The organism is Luteibacter sp. ME-Dv--P-043b, assembly GCF_030209605.1.
In the GTDB taxonomy this organism is placed as follows: Bacteria; Pseudomonadota; Gammaproteobacteria; order Xanthomonadales; family Rhodanobacteraceae; genus Luteibacter.
This window is the reverse complement of record NZ_JARVRT010000014.1, coordinates 44,307-63,283: the sequence shown is the minus strand read 5'-3', so window position 1 is coordinate 63,283 and position 18,977 is coordinate 44,307. Positions and strand designations below refer to the sequence as shown.

The window sequence follows — 18,977 nt, the reverse complement described above, 5'->3', positions numbered from 1 at the left end:
GTTACTCTGCCATGGGACGCTGCCCGGGAAAGGCGCCATGATCCCACGACCGCGACGATGGCCGTGACCGACCGACCACCCTGCCCTCGCACAGTTCGAAGGTATCCCCTTCCAGCGCCGTCACATCGGCCGGATCATGGGTGATGACGACCAGTTGCAGGTCCAGCCGGGCCTGCATGGCCAGCAATTCGTCGCGCATGCGCCCCCGCAGTGCGGGGTCCAGGGCGGCGAACGGCTCGTCCAGCAGCAGTCCCTTCGGTTCCGTCGCCAGCGCGCGGGCCAGGGCCACGCGCTGGCGCTGGCCCCCGGAGATCCGCGCCGGGTAGCTGTCGGCCACCCCGGCCAGTTCGAACGCAGCCAGCCAGCGCTCCACGCGCGCATCCCGGCCCCGGCGGGACGGATTGAGCCAGCCGCCACGCAGCCCGAAACCGATGTTCTGTGCCACGGTCAGGTGGGGAAACAACGCGTAGTCCTGGAACACGTAAGCCAGGCCGCGCTGGCGCGGGGGCAGGTTCACGCGGGTGCCGGCATCGAACAGCGTGCGGCCGTCGACACGAACATGACCGGCCTCCGGCACGATCAAGCCGGCCATGGCGCGCAGCGTGAGGCTCTTGCCCGCACCGGAAGGACCGAACAGCACGATGCGGCGATGGTCCGAGCGCAGCGCCACATCCAGCGTGAAGCGACGTTCGTCGGCACACAGCGTCGTGCGCAGCGCCACGTCGACCGTCACGGGCGCATCCGCCGTACAGGGTCCGGCGCGAGCCGGCCGGCGAGCAGCAGCACGGCCACGCAGGTCACGGACGTCACCGCCACCATCAGGGCGGCAGAGCGATCGTCGCCGGCCTGCACGGCGGTATAGATCGCGACGGAAAGCGTCTGCGTACGCCCCGGCAGGTTGCCCGCGATCATCAGCGTGGCCCCGAACTCACCCAGCGCGCGGGCGAACGCGAGCAGCACGCCGGCGGTGATGCCGCGCGCGGCCAGCGGCAGCGACACGCGGAAGAACACCGCGGCCTCGCGCAGGCCGAGAACGCGGGCGGCGCTTTCCAGTTGCGGATCGACCGCCTCGAAGGCGGCGCGGGCGGCCTTGTGCACCAGCGGGAACGCAACCAGCGTGGCGGCGATCACCGCACCTTGCCAGGTGAATACCAGATCGATTCCCAGTTCGTGCAGCCACGCCCCCACGCGGCCGCGGCGGCCGAGAAGCACCAGCAGGTAATAGCCGAGTACCGTGGGCGGCAACACCAGCGGCAGGGTCAGCACCGCGTCCACGACATCGCGTGCCGGTGAACGCCAGCGGGACAGGCCGAAGGCTACCGCGACGCCGAGCACGAGGTTGATCGCGGTGGCCCAGAGCGCCACCTTGAGCGACAGCGCCAGGGGAATCCAGGCGGCTCCCACGGTGCCTCAGGGCGCCTGGAAACCGAACGACGCCAGGATGCGCCGACCATCGGCCGACTGCACGAACGCCGAGAACGACGCCGCGTCGGCCGCATGCGCCGTGCCCGCGACCACGGCGATGGGATAGCGGATGGGGCGCGGCGTCGGCACCGTGGCAACGACGTTCACCCGATCCTTCATGACGGTGGCATCCGTGGCGAACACGAAGCCCGCGTCCACTTCGCCCCGTGCGACGTAATCGAGGCTTTGCCGCACGTTCTGGGCAAGTACGCCCTTGGCCGATACCGCCTCCCACAGGCCCTGCTGCTGCAGCGCGGCCTGGGTGTAACGACCCACCGGCACCGAAGCCGGATCGCCGTAGGCCACGCGCTTGACCGCCGGCTGGCGCAGGTCGGCCGTCGACCCGACATGCACGCTGGCATCCTTCGGAACGATCAGCACGAGGCGATTGCTGGCGAAGTCCCGCCGCGTGGCCACATCGATGGCGCCGGCGGCGACGGCCTTGTCCATTGCCGTCTGGTCGGCCGACGCGAAGACATCCGCCGGCGCGCCGTTGGCGATCTGCCTGAGCAGCACATCGGATGCCGCGACATTGAGCACCACGTGGGTGCCGGGATGGGTGGTTTCGTACGCGGTGCCGACCGCCCGGAACGCGTCCGTGAGGCTGGACGCGGCCGATACCGTCAGGTCGGCGGCCGACGCCAGGCCAGGGCCGGCAAGGAGGCACAGCGCGAGGAGCGACCGGAGCTGCATGGGGATAGTTGCCCTCACCCCGCGGCCAGTACCACGAAGCTGCGCGGTGACGCGATCAGCTTGCCGTCCTGCGCCACGGTGTCCACGGCGAGCTCTTCGTCGCTGGAGAAGGCCACGCTCCAGCGACCCTCCGGCAGCGCGAATTCCACGCCGCCATCGAAGGCGTTGATCAGGATCAGCACGGTCTGGTCAGCCGCGTGCTCGCGCACACCGGACGCCTGGCTACGGCCGTCCAGCAGCACGCCGATGGACCGGGCCCGCGGATCGTCCCAGTGTTCCTGCTGCATTTCGCCACCGCCGGGATTGAGCCAGACGATGTCGCGGATACCCGATTCCTCGTCGTAGCGTCCATTGAGGAAGCGGCCACGGCGCAGGATGGGGTAGCGCTCGCGCAGGGCCAGCAACTCGCGTACCGACTGCGCCAGTCCACCGTCGGAGGGATCGTTTTCCCAGTCGATCCAGCTGAGCGGGTTGTCCTGGCCGTAGACGTTGTTGTTGCCGTCCTGCGTGTTGCCGCGCTCGTCGCCGGACAGCAGCATCGGGGTGCCCTGGGCGAGCAGCAACGTGGCCAGCAGGTTGCGCGACTGCCGCTGGCGCGTGGCGCGGATGCCCTCGTCGTCCGTGGGGCCTTCGGCACCGTGGTTGTACGAATGGTTGTTGTCCGAGCCGTCGCGATTGTCTTCGCCGTTGGCGTCGTTGTGCTTGCCGTTGTAGCTGAGCAGATCGCGGAGCGTGAAGCCGTCGTGCGCCGTGATGAAGTTGAGCGACGCATACGGGCGGCGGCCGCGCTTGTCGAACAGGTCGGCCGAGCCGGTAAAGCGGCGGGCGAATTCGGTCAGCTTGCCTTCCTCGCCGATCCAGAACGCCCGCACCGTATCGCGAAACTTGTCGTTCCACTCCACCCAGCCCGGCGGGAACTCGCCCACTTGGTAGCCCCCGGGGCCGCAATCCCACGGCTCGGCAATCATCTTGGTCTGGTTGAGCACCGGGTCCTGCGTGCAGGCGTCGAGGAACCCGCCGTTCTCGTCGAAACCGTAGGGTTCGCGACCAAGGATGGTGGCCAGGTCGAAACGGAAGCCGTCGACGTTCATCTCCGTCGTCCAGTAGCGCAACGAGTCGGTCACCATCTGCAGCACGCGCGCATGGCTGAGGTTCACCGTGTTACCGGTGCCGGTGTCGTTGATGTAATAGCGCTTGTCTTCGGCCAGGCGATAGTAGCTGGCGTTGTCGATACCCTTGAACGACAGCGTCGGCCCCATCTCGTTGCCTTCGGCGGTGTGGTTGTAGACCACATCCAGGATCACCTCCAGCCCGGCGCGGTGATACGCCGCCACCATGTCCTTGAACTCGCGCGGGTCGCCGCTGGACATGTAGCGCGTCTTCAGCGCGAAGAAGCCGATGGTGTTGTAGCCCCAGTAGTTGCGCAGCCCCTGTTCGAGCAGGTGCTGGTCGTCGAGGTAAGCATGCACGGGCAGCAACTCGACCGAGGTGACACCGAGGCCACGCACGTAGTCGATCACCTCGGGCGTGGCCAGGCCGGCGAACGTGCCGCGAAGGTTCTCCGGCACGGCCGGGTGGCCCATGGTGTAGCCGCGGACATGGGTCTCCTGGATCACCGTGCGGTTCCAGGGCACCGACGGCTTGCCATGCTCGATCCACTTGTACGAGGTGTCCACTACCATGGCCTTGGGCATGAACGGGGCGCTGTCGCGCTCGTCGAAGCTGAGGTCGCCGTCGGGGTGGCCTACCGTGTAGCCGTAGAGTTCGTCGGCCCAGGTCAGTTCGCCGACGATGTGCTTCGCGTACGGATCGAGCAGCAGCTTGTTCGGATTGAACCGGTGGCCGTTCTGCGGCTCGTACGGACCGTGCACGCGGTAACCGTACAACTGGCCCGGACCGACGCCGGGAACGTAACCGTGCCACACCTCGTCGGTGTACTCGGGCAGGTCGATCCGGCCCGTCTCGTTGCCGGCCTCGTCGTAGAAGCACACTTCCACGCGGGTGCCGTGGGCGGTGAACAGGGCGAAATTGGTGCCGTTGCCATCCCAGGTCGCTCCGCGCGGAAACGGTGAACCCTCGCGAACGGGCGAGGCGGAGTCGTAGCGGAGATCGGGCATGTGGGCGTCCTCGGTGGGGGAGCGCACGATGACCGAGGCCGCGACAGGAAAACGTGAGGACCACGCCGCCCCGAATTGCCTGTCGTGGCAGGCACAGCGACAACGTGCCACGGTATTTTCGCCTCCGGGCGTGACATCATCCCTGGACCCTTATCCAGGGTCGAATCGAAGGGAGCGCCACGGTGCGTCGAGGGCAGGGTCGAATGCGTTGGCTGGGCTGGATGGCGATCGTCGCCGTCTGGTTCACCGTGCTCGCGCCCACGGTCTCGCGCACGCTGCCGGCCTTCGCCTTCCCCGAGCTGGGCGCCTGGTGCGAAGGCACGCCCGCCGCGCATCACGACGGCGGGGCGGACCACCACGACGCCGACGCCGATGGCGCCTGCGGCTATTGCACCCTGTTCGCGCAGGTGCCGGCGCTGGGCGGCAGCTTCTTCATCGGCGGCGTGGCGCACGTCGCGGCGCACATCGATCCGGTCGTGCCCCGTCCGCACGATATCGCCTCCCCCTCGCGCTTCCATGCTCCACCCCGAGGTCCACCGGTCGCCACGTACGCCTGATCGCTCCTTTCCACGCGACCCATGCCACCGACCCACGGACCTCCCATGCCCCTGACTTCATTCTCCGGGCGCGCGATCGCGCACGCCGTTGCCTGCGCCCTCGGCGCCACCGCGTGGTCGGCCCACGCGGCCTATACACCCGCCACGCCCGACGCGCCGCAGACCACCACCTTGCGCGAAGTGCGCGTTTCCGCGGCCAGCCACGGCTCGCGGGTCGACCCCGACATGCCTTCGGCCGTGGAGACCCTGGATGCGGCGAAACTGGATCGCCTCAACGTGGTCAACACCGAGGACGCGCTGAAGTACCTGCCGTCGTTCGGTATCCGCAAGCGGTTCATCGGCGACGAGAACGCCACCTTCTCCGTGCGCGGCACCAGCAACCAGCAGAGCGCGCGCGGGCTGGTCTACCTCGACGGCCTGCTCCTGTCCAACCTGCTCGGCAACAGCTGGGGCAATCCCCCGCGCTGGTCCATGGCCTTCCCCGAAAACCTGGCGCGCGTCGAGGTGATCTACGGCGCCTATTCCGCGCTTTATCCCGGCAACGCCATGGGTGCCACGGTGCTGATGACCACGCGCATGCCCGAGCGGCTGGAGGTCACCGGCGAGGTTCAGGCCTTCACCCAGCATGTCGATACCTACGGTGTGGACCGCAACTACGGGGGCAGCCGGCAGAGCGCCACCCTGGGCGACCGTTCGGGTCGCTTCGCCTTCCTCATCGGCGTGGCGCACCTGCAGTCCAACGGCCAGCCGCTGGTCTATGCCACGCAGAACCGGTCGACCCGAGCCGGCACCGCCCAGCCCGTGACGGGCGCCATCGCCGACACCGGCACCAACGGCCTGCCGCGCGAGGTGCTCGGCATCAACAGCGAGGGCCAGGAAGCGACCCGCCAGGACGAGGCGCACCTGCGCCTTACCTACGACTTCACGCCCGACCTGACCGGTGGCATCACCGCCGGCTACTGGAACCAGGACCTGTCCCACCGCACGGCGACCTTCCTGCGCGATGGCGCCGGCCAGCCGGTGTGGTCGGGTCCGGTGAGCATCGACGGCCGGGCATACACGCTGCCGGCGAACTTCTTCGCGCCGAGCACGCGGCAGAGCCGAAATTATCTTTACGGCGCCTCGCTCGGCACGCATCGCGACAGCGGCTGGAACATCGAGGGCAACGCGTCGTACTTCGACATGGACCGCAACCGCGACCGCGTGGCCGATGCCGTGACCTACGACGGCAGCGGCCTGCTCACCGCGGGTGACGGCAGCCGGTGGCGCACGTTCGACCTGCGCGCCAGCCACACGCCGGACGGCCTGGCCGACAACACGCATACGGTGAGCTTCGGGTATCACTTCGACGGTTATCGGCTGGACAACGCCAGCTACCTGTTGTCTGCCTGGCGCCGCGGCGACGCCGGCGCGCAGACGGCGGGCAACGGCGGCAGCACGCAGACGCAGGCGGTGTACGTGCAGGATGCCTGGCAGCTGGACGAGCGCTGGCGCCTCACCGGCGGCGCTCGCTACGAACAGTGGCGGGCCTTCGGCGGCCAGCGCGCGACGGCAGCGGCGGCCGTGACCTACCCGGAACGCGACGAGTCGCACACCTCGCCCAAGCTGTCGCTGTCTTACGCGGCCAGCGACAGCCTGCTGCTGCGCCTGTCCGGCGCACGCGCCTACCGCTTTCCCACGGTCAACGAACTGTTCCAGGGCAGCTTCAACGGCATCGCGTTCACCAACAACGATCCGAACCTCAAGCCGGAGAACGACCTCTCCCGTGAGCTGTCGGCCGAGTGGTACCAGGTACACGGCGTAGCCCGCTTCACGTTGTACCGGAGCGACACCCGCAACGCGCTGTTCAGCCAGACCGACACCACGGTGTTTCCCAATGTCACCAACGTGCAGAACGTCGACCGGGTGCGTACGCGTGGCGCGGAGGCCAGCTACGACGGACGCGGCGTGGTGTGGGACACGCTGGACCTGACGGCCAACGCCGCCTATACGCAGGCCACCACCGTGCGCAACCGGCGCAACCCGGCCTCGGAAGGCAAGCAGTTCTATCGGATACCCCGCTGGCGCGCCAACCTGGTGGCCACCTGGCACGCCACCGAAGCGGTGGCGCTGACCCTGGCCGGGCGGTATTCGGGGCGCCAGTACAACACGCTGGACCACAGCGACATCCGCCCCGACACGTTCGGCGGCGCCAGCGATTTCCTGACCTTCGACGCCAAGCTGCAATGGCAGGCCAGCGACCACGTGAATCTCGGCGTGGGCGTCGACAATCTCACCGATCGCCGCTACTACGTGTATTACCCCTACCCGTCGCGGACCTACCTGATGGAGGCGAAGTTTCGTCTCTAGGCGAGCACCGGTTCCCCGCGCGCCGTCCTGACCGGCAGGTGGTCGTCGAGCATGAACGAGGCCGGTCCGCCGTGCCACAGGCGATCGAAGAAAGCGGCCACGCCCGCGTTGCCCGTGGCCAGGTCGCAACTGAAGCGCAGCAATTCGGTGCCCGGGACCACGAGCCCCCCGGGCCGCCGGACCAGGAACGGCTCGATCCCGGCGGCGATGCGATGCGCCTGGCCGAGATAATGCGCGGCCCGGTCGGGCAAGGCCCGGGCCAGGTCCAGCAGGGTTTCGCCGATGCCCGCCAGCCCGTCGGCCACGCCGGGCGAGATGGCGTGGCCACGCATGAGATCGGGCTCACTGGCCAACAGGATGTCGCGATAGGCGTCCTCGCCCGTCACGACGAGAAACCGCGCCACGACGGCCAGCACGCCGGCGGTGCCGTGCCGCAGATAGGGCAGCAACGCCACGCCGTCCACCTCCCGTCGCCAGGTGCGTTCGCCGTCGGCGTTGACACCATGGTGGTCGAGATCGAAGGCGAGCGCTTCGCGGCCGGCGTCCAGGTAACGGCCCTTGTCCGTGGCCAGTGACAGGTGAAGGAGGAACAGGGCGACACCGGTCGCACCCTGGCCGAGGCCCACGGGTTGATACGTATCGCCGGCATGCCAACCGCGCTTGCCGGCCACGGCCGGTCCGGATACCAGCAGCGCTTCGCCGGCGGCGACGGCATCCGCCAGGAACGAGGCGTCGCGCGTGTGGCGCCACGCGGCGATACGTGCCAGGCCCCAGCCGGCCAGGCCATCGTGCAGGCCGGGTCGTTCGCGGATGGGGCCGTCCACGGGCGAAGCGCGCAGCAACCGCACGGCCAGCTCATGCTCGCCCGCGTCGAGCAGGGTCCAGGCGATGCCCGCGTCGCCGTGCATCAGGTCGCTGCCGCGGTCTTCGCCACTGCGCGCGCCCGCCACCAGGTATTCGAGCAAGCCGGCGGGCGCGGAACGGCCACTGCGCTGGTAGGCATGCAGGATGCCGGCCGCCCCGTAGGCCACACCCCAGGGATGCCGCTCGAAAACCTGCGGGTCGGCCGGTACGTAGCGATCCGGTCGCGCATGCGCCGCGCGCTCGCCGATGTAACGGAACAGCTCGCCCGCCGCGTTGTCCACCGGTGCCACCGCGCCGCGCAGGTGCGCCACCGGCAGGTCGTCGATCGGTAGCTCGGCCAGCGTCCTGCGCAGGTCCTGCATCACCGCCACCGGCGAGGGACGCCGGGCCGGCTCGCCGTCCAGCAGCAGGGTGACCGCATCGACCAGTGCATCCGGATAGCCCATGCCGCCGCACATCCAGCGGGCGAAGCGCGAGGCCGCCTGCGGGTCCAGCGGCAACATCGCGTTGACCGGCATCAGCGCCGCGAAGAGGTTGGCGCCGAAGGCGTAACGATCCTCGGCGCAAGCGCTGGCGTGCCCGTCGCGTTGCGGCGCTCGCGAGGCGAAGCCCGGCGTGCACAGGCCGGAAGGGCGGTCCAGACCGTCTTCCACCGCGGCTTCCAGGTCGATGATGCGCACGCGGCCGTCGTCCTCGACCATGATGTTGTGGAACGAGAAGTCGCCCAGCGTGATGCGTGCCGCATGGACCGTTTCCAGCGCCTGAGCGATGCGCGCGAACACATCGCACACCTCGTGCAGGAAACGGGCGACATCGGCTCGCGTGGCACGCGTCTTCAGCCACGGGTAGCGTGCGGCCAGCCAGCGACGAAGGGTCTGGCCCTCGATGTATTCCTCGACCAGGTAGTGGTGCTCCCATTCCAGGAAGTACGCCACGGGCGCGGGCGTGATGCCCGAGGACGCCAGCTGCCGCAGCAGCCGGTACTCTTTCAGCAGAAGCGAGGTCGACGACTGCGCGCCGCCGACGTGCGGACGCGCTTCCTTGATGACCACGCGGCGGCCCATGTCGCGATCCACGGCGAGGTAGATACCGCCAGCGGACGAGAAGGCCAGCGCGCTGCGCACGTCGTAGCGCCCGGCATGCAGGCGCAGTGCCGAGGCCTCCGTCGCCGGAACGTCGGACGGAAACGGATCGCGTACCCAGTCGGGCAGGTTGACGTAAGCGGCGCGGACATCCGGCTCCCGCTCGCCATGCGGGCCGCGGAGGAAATATTCGCGCTGACCGCCCGCCGACACCGCGTGATCGCCGCGGATACCGCCGAAACGGTAATGCACGACGCTCGATCCCGGGCATCGACGGTCGCTGAGGATGTAGGGGCCGACGAAGCCGGCAAGCACCGCCTGCAGCTCTTCCAGCACCTCGCGGAAGGCCTTCGGATCCTTCGGATAGACGGTGATGAACTTTCCCGATGCGCCACGTGGCCACCGCTTGCCGTTCATCGACGCATGCATGCGCGCATCGACAGCGAATTTGAATGCCACGCCCATCGCGACCAGGGTGGCGGCCGTGATCGACAGTACGATCCCCGCCGTGGACACCACGGAGGACACGTGGATCTTCCAGCCCTGCATCGGCAACGGCGCACCGGGGGGCAGGCAGTGCATCCATACGCCGGAGCGATGCATCCGCCAGTCGGCCGGCAAGGTACGACGTACCGGCTCGACGAAATCGCCCTCGTCGATCGCACGGTTGCCATGGATTTCGAAGAAGTCCCGATCGACGGCGGTGTAGTAAAGGAGTTCGGTGCGACGTTCGACCGGCATAGCCATCCTTGATCTTGCGCGAAAAAAAACCCGGCACACGCGGCGACCCGGACGCCGCCGCGCGTGCCTTCGTCCCCGTCCCCGCAGTGCGTCCTCCCGGACGCGCCACGGTATGGACGAGAAAGCTAGTGACCGTCGAAACCGTCGGCGTTGGCGAACGAGCACGCACCCCAGCTGCATGAGCTGGTGGGGGTGTCGGCTTCGCCGGCGACGCCGGGTTCGGCGTCGAGCAACTGCAATCTGAGTACGTGATCCATGTCATCTCTCCTGGCCGATGGAAACGCGCCTTACCCGGGGGAACGGGCGGCGCCATGGCGAATCTAGGAGGACGATCCGGGCGCCACAACGGAAAAACGCGTCAAGTGCGCCGAATACCGCACGGACACCTAAGTATCGGCGGGCACCGCGCGATTCCGGTCGGCTCGCGCGTCCGGAAGCGGACGTTTCCGTCCGTATGCGGACAGCGCCTTACGCATCGCCCAGGGGCAGGTTGACGATGGCCAGCGCACCGCGACAGCTCTCGCGGTCGCGAAGGTCGACGTTGCCCGCGTGCGCATCCACGATGAGGCGGGTGAGCGTGAGCCCGATGCCCGAGCCGGTGGGCTTGGTGGTGAAGAACGGTACGAACAGCGAGGCACGCCCGGGCAGGCCCGCTCCCTCGTCCTCGATGGTGATACGCACGTGCGTACCGGCCAGCGCCCAATCCACACGCACGGCGCCCCCCAGGGGCACGGCCGATTCCACCGCGTTGCGCAGCAGGTTGATGAAGGCCTGGTCGAGCTGGTCCTCGTCGCCCACGACCGTGACGACGGCTGTACCGACGACGGCGATGTCCATGCGATGCTCCAGCAAGGCAAGGCGTCGCAGGGCCTGGTCGAGGCGGAAGGGCCGTGGGCGCAACGGTGGCAGGCGCGCCAGGCGCCCGTAGCCCGACAGAAAACGTGCCAGCGATTCGGATCGACGACCGATCACTTCCAGGCCCTCGCGCAGTTCGCCTTCCACCGCCTTGCGGCCTTCGTCTTCCAGCAGTGCGGACAGGCTGCCTGCGAGCGACCCGATGGGCGCGAGCGAGTTGTTCAGCTCGTGGCTGAGCACGCGGATCAGGCGCTGCCAGGCATCGCGCTCCTCTTCGCCCAGCGCGACGCTGACATCGTGCATCATCACCATCGTGTTCTCGTGGCCTTCGCTGTACCAGACGGCGCGCTGCACGATCCAGCGGCCACCACGCGTGGCGAAATCCCACGTCAGGATCGTGTTCTCCGCCGCCGCCATCACCGGGCCGAGGCCCAGCGAGGCGATGTCGCGCCCGATGACGCTGTCGTTCGCCGCGCCGATCAGGCATCGTGCCGCGGGATTGATCATCACCAGGCAGCCGTCGCGGTCCACCACGAACACCGGATCCTGCAGCGAGGTAAGCGTCTTGCCGAGGAAACGCAGGCTTTCGGTGCGCTTGCGCCGGCCTTCACGCAAGGTATCGGCGAGCATGTTGATGTCGTGGACCAGACCGCGCAGCGGATGGTGCACGGAAGGCAATCGCGCGCGGACACTGTAGTCGCCTGCGCGCAGCGCACCGAGCAGCGCCTCCAGCGTGCGCCATGCGTGGATCATGTGCCATGCGATCACGGCGAGCAGGACAAGACTGGTGACCAGGCACACGGTGAATAGCACCACGCGCCAGGCCAGGGGAAGGCCGATGCCGGTCAGCAGCGCGCCCGCCGCGGTCAGGGGCGCCAGGGCGGCCGCACACCAGGGCGCCACGAGCCTCAGGTGCGCGGTGCCGCGGATGAAGGGTCGCCTGGACGCGTCGGTGGGCATCGTCGTCAGGCCGCCGGGTCGAACCCGCCCCTCGCGCGGTGCTTTTCCAGGCGCCGGTACAGCGATTGCCGCGATATGCCCAGGGCATCGGCGGCGCGCTGCAGGTTGTTGTCGTGCCGCTCCAGTGCCTGCCGGACCAGCATCTCCTCCGCCTCGGGCAGGGTCAGGCGGTCGAGCAGCAGCGGCAAGGGCTCCGGCGCCGAGAGACCCAGGGTTTCCGCGTCGATGTCGTCATGACGGCCCAGCAGGACGGCGCGTGCGACGACATGCTCCAGCTCGCGCACGTTGCCCGGCCACGGATAGTTGCGCAGGGCACGTTCCGCCGAGGGCGTGAGCGCCATGCCACCCCTGCCACGCCGCACACACTCGCGCAGCAGGAAATGGCGCGCCAGCGGCACGATGTCTTCCACGCGTTCCCGCAGCGAAGGCAGGCGTACCTGCATCGCGTTGAGCCGGTACAACAGGTCGCGCCGGAAGCGGTTCGCCCGGATGGCGGCCTCCAGGTCGGCATTGCTGGTGGAAACGACCCGCACATCGATGCGCCGCGTGTGCAGGGAATCGCACCGCTCAAACTCGCCCTCCTCCAGCAGGCGCAGCAGCTTGGCCTGTTGCGGCGGCGGAATGGTGCCCACCTCTTCCATGATCAGGGTGCCTCCCTGCGCCAGTTCGAACCGGCCGGGCCGGGGCGAAGGCAACTCCTCGCCGAACATCTCCCCGGCGAAGCGCGCCTCCGACAGGCTGGCCATGTCGACGCGGATGAGCGGCTGCTCGGCGCGCGGCGACAAGGCATGGATCTCGCGGGCGAGCAACGATTTGCCGCTGCCGTTCTCGCCCAGCACCAGCACGTTCCCATCGCCGCCGGCGATCCGCGAGGCCAGTTCCACCACCCGCCGCATGGCCGACGACTCGCACACCCGCATCACATCGGCGGACTGCCGCGACAGCGCGGTTTCGGTGCGCAGCCGGAGGTTTTCCTCGCGCATCTGCCGCAGGGCGATCTGCGAGCGCACGGTGTGCACCATGCGCGCGTTGTTCCACGGTTTCTCGATGAAATCCGCCGCGCCGATCCGCATGGCGCGCACGGCCAGGTCGACGCTGCCCCAGGCGGTCATCACCACGATCGGCAGCTCGGGCATGTCGTGGCGCAGGCGCGCGATCAGGTCCAGCCCCTCGAGTCCGGAGGTGGTGTCCACGCCGTAGTTCAGATCGAGGATGGCGCAGGCGAAGTTCGTGCGTACGACGGCATCGCAGGCGGCCGCGGGCGAATCGGCTTCCACCGAGGCGATGCCCTCGGAGCGCATCAGGATGCGCAACGACAGGCGGATATCGGGATGATCGTCGACGATCAGCACCGGCAGTGACGGGTCGGTGGCGTTTCCGTACATCGGATCTGTTCTCCTCTCAGCCGCCACGCAGAACGGCAAGCGGTTCCATGGTGATGGCTCGCCATCCCGGCACCACCGCGGCAACCAACGCCGCGGTGACGAAGACCAGGCAGGCCACGGCCACCACCACGCCATCGATGTCGTCGACGCGCGTATACGACCGGGACAACAGGACACCGGCCACGCCCAGCAAGGCGCCGAGGCAGGCGATCGCAAGGTAACGCGTCACCACGTCGTGGGCCAGGCGCCGCTGCGGTGCACCCAGGGCCACGCGCAGCGCCAGTTCGCGACGCCGGCCGGCCATGTCGACCGACTGGCTGGAGTACTGGCCCACGGCGGCCAGGAACAGGGCCGCGAGCGAGAGCGCACACAGCAGCACCGCGTTCCGTCGGGCGGCCGCGGTCACGGCACGCACCAGGTCGCCCAGCGGCCGGGTGTCGCCGGCGGCCAGCCCGGGCGCGACGGTGCGCAGTCGTCGCTCGAAGGCGTCGCCATTGTCCGTCGAGCCCACCGGCGAACGACGCCAGACCGCGTACATCGGCATGAGCCGGCGAATGAAGGTGAACACCGTGGCATCGACCTGCTTCAGGGGCACGAACACCGTGGCCACGGCGCGTTCGCCGGCGCCGGCGACGCGCGTGTCGGCCGTGACGCCGACGATGCGCAGGGGCGGCATGGGGGCGAGGTGCGAGTCGGGCCGGGCGATATCGCCCAGGCCACCACCCATGGTTTGCCGGAACGTCTGGTTGACCCATGCCACCCGTGGAGTGCCGGCGTGATCGCCCGCATCGAATGCCCGGCCGAGCAACCGGTTCAGTCCCATCGCCTCGGCCGCGCCTTGGGTCACGATGGCGTAGCGAACGAAGTGCCGGCGACCGGCGGCGTCCAGGAAAGGCATGACCAGGCCGTCGCCCAGCGGCAACAGGTTGGTGAAGCCCATCGCGCCATCCGGCGAAGCCGTGTACGCGTCCCGGCGAAGGGCATCGAACAGGTCCGACACATCGGTGCGCGCGGGATAGGAAACCATGTCGGGCTGCAACGGTGCGAAATAGGCATCCTTGGCATCGAAGCCCGGTGCGATGCTTTCCAGTCGCAGACATCGGGCCAGGGCTGCCACGCCGAACACCAGCAGTGCGCTGGCCATGGCCGCCTGGACCAGCACCATGCCGCGGCGTGCGTAACGCGCCATCCGCCCGGGCCCGGCGCTCCCCGCGATGGCCACACGTTCCCGCAGGAGGTCGTCGATCCGGTCGTGCACGGAGGCGGAGGCCGCCGCCACCGCGACCAGGAGGGCATCGGCGCAGCCCGTGAGCCAACGTACCGTGGTGGACGCCTCGACGGGTAACGAGGTACTGCGCCAGGCCGCGGGCACCACGTCGCGGAAGACGTCCACCACCACATCGCCCAGCGGAATGCCGAGGGCCGCAGCAGCCAGGCCGATCGCCGCGGCTTCCGCGGCGGCGATGGACCAGGGCGTCAATGCGTGGGCGCCGAGCGCCATGCGAATGGCGGTATCGCGCGAACGGGCCAGGCCCCGGCCCAGCATGAGGTTGGATAGGTTAATGCCCGCGATCACCAGCACGCCCACGGCGGCACCCAGCATGCCCAGCAACGCCGGACGCGCCTGCCAGGTCAGTACGTGCCTGAGCGAGGTGGCGCCGAAGTTGGCGCCGTCGCCCGTATCGATGCCCGGACGGCCGGCCTGTGCCCGCGCACGCGCCGCCACGGCATCCGACAGGGCCTGCACATGCATGCCCGCCCCGAGCCGCGCCACGGGGATCAGGTTCTCGGCCGTGTCGTCGTCGGCCCCGGCGATGCCCAGCGGCACCACCACGTCCACGTCCGTCAGGAAGCGATAGCCCCGCGGCAGCACGCCGACGATGGACAGGCGGTGGCCTTCCACCGTGAGCGAATGCCCCACGACGTCCTTGCGTCCACCCAAACGGTGCTGCCAGACCTCGTAGGAGACCATCGCCCCATATTCGTCCGTGAGGTTGCGGCCGAGGGCCGGGACGACGCCCAGCGTGTCCAGGAAGCCGGCGTCCACTCCCTCTCCGTGGAGCAGCCAGCGCCGTTCGTCGAAGATGACGTTCATCGCTCGCGGCAGTCGGGTCGCGCCGCGCGAGGCCACTCCCGGCAGGTCGTCCATCGCCGCGACATACCGCGGCGAGGCGATGGGCGTGGGGTCGTCCCGGTAGCGTGCGCCATACAGCGCAACCCGTTCGCTGTCGACAAAAGGCAGCGGCCGCCACAGCAGGGCGTCGACCAGCGTCAACGCCGCGGAGAGCGCGGCGATGCCGATCGCCAGCGTCGACACGGCCAGGACGAAGAAGCCGGGACGCCGTAGCATCGCAGCCCAGGCATGCAGGCAGGACGCCACCCATCCACTCATGTGAAAGGCTCCGCCAGCCGGCGATCGTCCAGGCCGGAGGCCTCCTCGCGACGCCATTGCGCATAGCTGCTCTCGTCCACCACGCGGCCGTCGAGCAAGCGGACGGTGCGGTCGGCCGCCCAGCGGAAGCGTTCCTCGTGGGTCACCATGCAGATCGTGCGTCCCTCGCCGTGCAGGCGGCTGAGCAAGGTCATGATCCGCTCGCCGCTGGCCAGGTCGAGACTGCCCGTCGGCTCGTCGGCGAGCAGGATCGCCGGACTGCCGGCCAGGGCCCGGGCCACCGCCACATGCTGCTGCTGCCCCCCGGAAAGCTGCGAGGGGAAATGGTGCATCCGGTGGGTCATGCCCACGTCGTCCAATGCCTCCAGCACACGCCGCCGGCGTTCCTCGCGCCCCATCGACGTGCGATAGGTCAGCGGCAACGCGACGTTGTCGAAGACATCCAGGTCGCCGATGAGGTTGAACGCCTGGAACACGTAGCCGATGCGCTGGTTGCGCAGCCGTGCCCGCGCGGCGCGCCCGAGGCCTTCGACCGCGGCGCCTTCGAAGATGAGCGCCCCCTCGGTGACCACGTCGAGCAGGCCCATCAGCGATAGCAGCGTGGTCTTGCCGCACCCCGAGGGTCCGGCCACGGCCAGGAATTCCCCCTGCCGTACCTCCAGATGGATATCCGTCAGGACATGGTTCTCGATGCCCGCGGAGCGGAACACCTTCGCCACGCCGCGCATGGCGATGACGGGATCTTTCGGTGGCGCTGGCATGCACATTTTCCTGCGGCGGCATCGGGAGACTAACGCGGCAACTTCGCGTTGTTGTGCAGGGCCCGTAGGCGCGCATCGCTGTTTGCGCTTTTTTGCCGAATCGGCATATGGGTCAGTCCTTACGGAGATGGGGTGCGGCAGCCAGGGCCGCGTGCGCTACCATCCCGCGTCGCCCCCGTCACCACCGCAAGGCCCCGCCGCATGGCCGTCTCCCCGACCGATCCCGCTTGGTTCCTTCCCCACGACCGTGAACTGGGGCGAATGATCCACGATCTGGACGGGTCGACCCTCGGCCTGGGCCCGGCCGCCGCCTGGCCGGTCGCGTTCCAGCATGCGCTGGCCACGGTGCTGCGCGCCGATGCGCCCATGGCGCTGCTCTACGGCCCCGACGGCGTGCTCTTCTACAACGACGCCTACCGCGCCATTGCGGGCATGCGCCACCCCGACATCCTGGGGCGGCCCATCGCGGACGCCTTGCCCGAACTGGCCGATTTCCACCGCAACGTGCTCGATGTGGTGCTGGCCGGTGGCGCGCTCGCCTACCGCGACCAGCACGTGGTGCTGAATCGCTCGGGCGAATCGGAGGATGTCTGGCTGCATATCGATTTCAGCCCGGTGGTCGAGCCTTCGGGCACGCCCGTCGCCGTGCTGGCCGTGCTGAAGGAAACCACGCGGCGCGTGGAGATCGAGGAACGCCTGCGCATCGCCCAACAAGCCGGTGGCGTGGGCTCGTTCGAGTGGTTCCCGGAAACCGGGCGGCTGGAGGTTTCCGACCAGTACCGGCGCATCTGGGGCCTGCCCGCCGAGGGGCCCGTCACCGACGCCATGCTCAGCCGCCTGCTGCACCCGGACGACCGCGGCGAGGCCGCGCCGCAACGACTGGGGCGGGCCAATCCCCTGGACTACACCGAATACCGGCGCCTCGACCCGGTCACCGGGGAGGTGCGCTGGATCGCCCGTCGGGGTGAGGTGATCGCCCACGAGGGGCAGGCCCGTCGCCGGTTCATCGGCATCGTCATGGACATCACCGCACGCAAGCGGGCCGAGAACGAACTGGCCACGTTCGCGGCCACGTTGCAGGAGCGCGTCACCGAGCGCACCGCCGAACTGCTGCGTACCCAGGACGCCCTGCGCCAGAGCCAGAAGATGGAAGCGCTCGGCAACCTCACCGGTGGCGTGGCGCACGATTTCAACAACCTGCTGCAGGTGATCAGCGGCAACCTGCAGTTGCTGGCCGAGGATATCGGCGGCAACGAGCGGGCGGAGCGCCGTGTGCGTCACGCCCTGGCAGGCGTCGCGCGCGGCTCCAAGCTGGCTTCGCAGTTGCTTGCCTTTGGCCGGCGCCAGCCGCTCGCGCCCAAGGTGGTGAACGTGGGGCGCTTCATCCGCGACATGGACGACCTGCTGCGACGCACGCTGGGCGAAGCCATCGAGGTGGAAACCATCGTCGCCGGCGGGCTGTGGAACACGCTGATCGATCCGGGCAACGTGGAGAACGCGCTGCTGAACCTGGCGATCAACGCGCGTGACGCCATGGACGGCCAGGGCCGGCTGACCATCGAGGCCGGCAACGCGTACCTCGATGCCAGCTACGTGGATGCGCTGGACGATGCCGAGGTGGCCGCGGGCCAGTACGTGCTGCTGGCGGTGACCGACACCGGGCACGGCATCGACGCCACCATCGTCGACAAGGTGTTCGAACCGTTCTTCACCACCAAGGCGGAGGGACGCGGTACGGGGCTGGGCCTGTCCATGGTGTATGGCTTCGTCAAGCAGTCCGGCGGCCACATCAAGGTCTACAGCGAGCCGGGCGAGGGCACTACCGTCAAGCTCTACCTTCCGCGTACCACGCAATCCGAGGACATCGTGGTGGACGTCGATGCCGGGCCCGTGACAGGCGGCACCGAGACCGTGCTGGTCGCGGAGGACGACGACTCGGTACGCGAGACCGTGGTCGCCATGCTGGCGGACCTGGGTTATCGCGTGCTCAAGGCCCGCGATGCACAGAGCGCGCTGTCGATCATCGACAGCGGCATTCCCATCGACCTGCTGTTCACGGACGTCGTCATGCCCGGCGCGCTGAAAAGCCCCGAACTGGCGCGCAAGGCGCGCGAACGCCTGCCCGGCGTGGCCGTACTGTTCACGTCGGGCTACACCGAGAACTCGATCGTGCACGGTGGCCGCCTGGACGAGGGCGTGGAGTTGCTGAGCAAGCCCTACACGCGCGAGACGCTGGCACGAAGGCTCCGCCAGATCCTCTCGGCCCAGGCGCTGCGTAACGAGGGCGACCCCGCGGCCCAGGTCGCCGCGCCGGCGTCGCCGCCTGCCGCCCGCGCGGTGCGCATCATCGTCGTGGAGGACGACTGGCTGGTCCGCAGCACCGTCGTCGAGATGCTGCAACTGCGCGGGCACGAGGTGCGCGAGGCCGGCGACGGCCATCGAGCCGTGGCCCTGTTCGACGAGGCGGAAGCCGACCTGCTGATCACCGACGTGGGCCTGCCCGGCATTTCCGGCATCGAACTGGCGGCCATGCTGCGCGAACGGCGGCCGGCGCTGCCCGTGATCTTCGCCACCGGCCATGCGGGAACGGCCGGGCTGCCCGCCGACCCCTGCAGCGTGGTCCTGGCCAAACCCTACGGTTCCACCGCGCTGAACCAGGCGGTGACGCGCCTGTTTTCCGCGCCGGCCGGCGGCGGTGACGTCACCCCGCCAGGGGACGGCACGTAGCGGCCAGACTCTCGCCAAAACCTTGCGGCC

The 18,977-nt window shown here is 69.1% G+C and carries 13 protein-coding genes; 3 read left to right on the top strand and 10 right to left on the bottom strand.

All coding sequences use genetic code 11. From position 1 onward, the window contains the following. Window position 1: 1 nt before the first annotated feature. From QRN34_RS08795 to glgX, 4 genes are read right to left on the bottom strand one after another with little or no spacing between them, the layout of a single operon-like run. The gene (locus QRN34_RS08795) at window positions 2-733 is read right to left on the bottom strand and encodes an ATP-binding cassette domain-containing protein (RefSeq protein ID WP_285403863.1); all 732 of its coding nucleotides are present in this window, start codon (window positions 731-733) and stop codon (window positions 2-4) included. Beyond that, a complete protein-coding gene (gene modB, locus QRN34_RS08790; protein WP_285403861.1) occupies window positions 730-1,404 on the bottom strand; it encodes a molybdate ABC transporter permease subunit in 675 nt (224 codons plus the stop codon). The genes QRN34_RS08795 and modB overlap by 4 nt, the downstream gene beginning before the upstream one ends. Window positions 1,405-1,410: 6 nt before the next feature. Further along, window positions 1,411-2,157: a molybdate ABC transporter substrate-binding protein gene (modA, locus tag QRN34_RS08785; protein ID WP_285403859.1), complete on the bottom strand. Its 747-nt coding sequence runs from the start codon at window positions 2,155-2,157 to the stop codon at window positions 1,411-1,413. A gap of 14 nt (window positions 2,158-2,171) precedes the next feature. After that, on the bottom strand, window positions 2,172-4,274 hold the full coding sequence (gene glgX, locus QRN34_RS08780; protein ID WP_285403857.1) for a glycogen debranching protein GlgX: 2,103 nt from the start codon (window positions 4,272-4,274) through the stop codon (window positions 2,172-2,174). Window positions 4,275-4,477: 203 nt separating this feature from the next. On the opposite strand from glgX, the gene QRN34_RS08775 reads away from it, so the two are divergent. After that, window positions 4,478-4,831 (top strand): DUF2946 domain-containing protein, encoded by a 354-nt coding sequence (locus QRN34_RS08775; RefSeq protein WP_285403855.1) that lies wholly within the window; start codon window positions 4,478-4,480, stop codon window positions 4,829-4,831. 45 nt (window positions 4,832-4,876) lie between these two features. Continuing rightward, window positions 4,877-7,180 (top strand): TonB-dependent receptor, encoded by a 2,304-nt coding sequence (locus QRN34_RS08770; protein WP_285403854.1) that lies wholly within the window; start codon window positions 4,877-4,879, stop codon window positions 7,178-7,180. Here QRN34_RS08770 and lanKC read toward each other — a convergent pair. The 6 genes from lanKC to QRN34_RS08740 all read right to left on the bottom strand — a co-directional run bounded on the left by lanKC (window position 7,177) and on the right by QRN34_RS08740 (window position 16,220). Next, window positions 7,177-9,867, bottom strand: coding sequence for a class III lanthionine synthetase LanKC (gene lanKC / locus QRN34_RS08765; protein ID WP_285403852.1), 2,691 nt, complete (start codon window positions 9,865-9,867; stop codon window positions 7,177-7,179). The genes QRN34_RS08770 and lanKC overlap by 4 nt on opposite strands. A gap of 125 nt (window positions 9,868-9,992) precedes the next feature. Beyond that, a complete protein-coding gene (locus tag QRN34_RS08760; RefSeq protein WP_285403850.1) occupies window positions 9,993-10,124 on the bottom strand; it encodes a hypothetical protein in 132 nt (43 codons plus the stop codon). 211 nt (window positions 10,125-10,335) lie between these two features. Next, on the bottom strand, window positions 10,336-11,682 hold the full coding sequence (locus QRN34_RS08755; protein ID WP_285403848.1) for an ATP-binding protein: 1,347 nt from the start codon (window positions 11,680-11,682) through the stop codon (window positions 10,336-10,338). Between the two features lie 5 nt (window positions 11,683-11,687). After that, on the bottom strand, window positions 11,688-13,067 hold the full coding sequence (locus QRN34_RS08750; protein WP_285403847.1) for a sigma-54 dependent transcriptional regulator: 1,380 nt from the start codon (window positions 13,065-13,067) through the stop codon (window positions 11,688-11,690). A 16-nt stretch (window positions 13,068-13,083) separates the two neighbouring features. Then, the gene (locus QRN34_RS08745) at window positions 13,084-15,459 is read right to left on the bottom strand and encodes an ABC transporter permease (protein WP_285403845.1); all 2,376 of its coding nucleotides are present in this window, start codon (window positions 15,457-15,459) and stop codon (window positions 13,084-13,086) included. Continuing rightward, window positions 15,456-16,220, bottom strand: coding sequence for an ABC transporter ATP-binding protein (locus QRN34_RS08740; protein ID WP_285403844.1), 765 nt, complete (start codon window positions 16,218-16,220; stop codon window positions 15,456-15,458). Before QRN34_RS08740 ends, QRN34_RS08745 begins: the two co-directional genes overlap by 4 nt. Before the next feature lie 201 nt (window positions 16,221-16,421). Between QRN34_RS08740 and QRN34_RS08735 the strand changes: the two genes are divergently transcribed. Continuing rightward, window positions 16,422-18,947: a response regulator gene (locus QRN34_RS08735; RefSeq protein WP_285403842.1), complete on the top strand. Its 2,526-nt coding sequence runs from the start codon at window positions 16,422-16,424 to the stop codon at window positions 18,945-18,947. Window positions 18,948-18,977 lie beyond the last annotated feature (30 nt).

Coding starts and splice junctions, on each gene's coding strand:
- modA (WP_285403859.1), bottom strand. CDS start 2,157: ATGCAGCTCCGGTCGCTCCTCGCGCTGTGCCTCCTTGCCGGCCCTGGC.
- glgX (WP_285403857.1), bottom strand. CDS start 4,274: ATGCCCGATCTCCGCTACGACTCCGCCTCGCCCGTTCGCGAGGGTTCA.
- QRN34_RS08775 (WP_285403855.1), top strand. CDS start 4,478: ATGCGTTGGCTGGGCTGGATGGCGATCGTCGCCGTCTGGTTCACCGTG.
- QRN34_RS08770 (WP_285403854.1), top strand. CDS start 4,877: ATGCCCCTGACTTCATTCTCCGGGCGCGCGATCGCGCACGCCGTTGCC.
- lanKC (WP_285403852.1), bottom strand. CDS start 9,867: ATGCCGGTCGAACGTCGCACCGAACTCCTTTACTACACCGCCGTCGAT.
- QRN34_RS08760 (WP_285403850.1), bottom strand. CDS start 10,124: ATGGATCACGTACTCAGATTGCAGTTGCTCGACGCCGAACCCGGCGTC.
- QRN34_RS08755 (WP_285403848.1), bottom strand. CDS start 11,682: ATGCCCACCGACGCGTCCAGGCGACCCTTCATCCGCGGCACCGCGCAC.
- QRN34_RS08750 (WP_285403847.1), bottom strand. CDS start 13,067: ATGTACGGAAACGCCACCGACCCGTCACTGCCGGTGCTGATCGTCGAC.
- QRN34_RS08745 (WP_285403845.1), bottom strand. CDS start 15,459: ATGAGTGGATGGGTGGCGTCCTGCCTGCATGCCTGGGCTGCGATGCTA.
- QRN34_RS08740 (WP_285403844.1), bottom strand. CDS start 16,220: ATGCCAGCGCCACCGAAAGATCCCGTCATCGCCATGCGCGGCGTGGCG.
- QRN34_RS08735 (WP_285403842.1), top strand. CDS start 16,422: ATGGCCGTCTCCCCGACCGATCCCGCTTGGTTCCTTCCCCACGACCGT.